Source organism: Paraburkholderia podalyriae, from assembly GCF_014397785.1.
In the GTDB taxonomy this organism is placed as follows: Bacteria; Pseudomonadota; Gammaproteobacteria; order Burkholderiales; family Burkholderiaceae; genus Paraburkholderia; species Paraburkholderia podalyriae.
Genome location: NZ_VZQQ01000231.1, coordinates 1 through 1,280, shown reverse-complemented (window position 1 = coordinate 1,280; position 1,280 = coordinate 1). Strand labels below are relative to the sequence as shown.

At 63.0% G+C, this 1,280-nt stretch carries 1 protein-coding gene; it reads left to right on the top strand.

Features of this window, described 5'->3' with window-relative positions; all coding sequences use genetic code 11:
• On the top strand, window positions 1-1,280 hold a 1,280-nt coding region (gene tnpC / locus F6X42_RS42745), incomplete at both ends, for an IS66 family transposase (RefSeq protein ID WP_187639746.1).

Below are 1,280 nucleotides of genomic sequence, written 5' to 3'. Positions count from 1 at the left end.
ATTGCGAAGATGGTGGAGGAACTCGCCGCGCGAGATGACGAGATCGAGCGCCTGAAGGCGCAGATCGACAAGCTCAGGCGGATGCACTTCGGGCGCAAGTCCGAGCAACTCGCGAAGCAGATCGACAAGCTCGAGGCGCAGCTGGAGGACCTGACCGCCGGCCGGGGTGCTGCCGAGGCGCGTAACCAGCGCGACAGGACACCGAATGCGCCGGCCAGCAAATCGCCTTCGCGAGAGCCGCTCCCGCCGCACCTGCCGCGCGAGGAGATCGTACTCGAGCCTGATCCGCTCTGCCCCAGGTGCGCGACGACCATGCAGCCGCTGGGCGAGGACGTCTCCGAACAGCTCGCGCGCGTAGCCGCCGCATTCAAGGTGATCCGCACGATCCGGCGCAAATTGCTTTGCCCCGGCTGTAGGCATATCGAACAACTGCCGATGCCAGGCCTGCCGATCGAGCGCAGCATCGCACATCCAAGCCTGCTGGCCGATATCGCAGTATCGAAGTTCGCGGATCACCAACCCCTGTATCGCCAGTCGGAGATCGCGGCGCGCGACGGCGTGACGCTTGATCGCGCCAGCATGGGCCGCTGGGTCGGCCAGATCGTCGAACTCTGCATGGTGCTGGTCGAAGCAATCCAGCGCTACGTGCTGGCTGCCGGTAAGCTCCATGGCGACGACACGACGGTTCCCGTCCTCACACCGGGCAACCAGAAGACGACAACCGGCCGATTCTGGGTCTATGTGCGCGACGATCGACGCTCGGGCTCGACGGAGCCTGCGGCAGTCTGGTTCTCGTACTCGTCGGACCGCAAGGGTGTTCATCCGCAAACGCACCTCGCCAACTTCAAGGGAATCCTGCAGGCGGATGCCTACGCCGGCTTCGATCAGCTGTACGCAAGCGGCGACGTCTTCGAAGCGGCATGCTGGGATCACGCGAGGAGGTACATATACGACGTTCACGAGCGTACGCCGACTCCGGATACCCAGAAACTGCTCGAGATGATCGGCGAGCTCTACAGCATCGAAGCCGACATTCGCGGCAAACCTCCCGATGAGCGGTTGCGTGTGCGGCAGGAGAAGAGCAAGCCTCTGCTCAACACGTTCGAATCGACGATCAGGGCCAAGCTTGCGACGCTGTCGAAGAAGTCTATGCTCACGGGCGCGATCAACTACTCGCTGAACCACTGGGCGGCGCTCACGTTCTATTGCGAGGACGGACGCGCCGAGATCAGCAATGTACTCGCAGAAAATGCCCTGCGTTGTGTAGCGTTGGGCAGGAA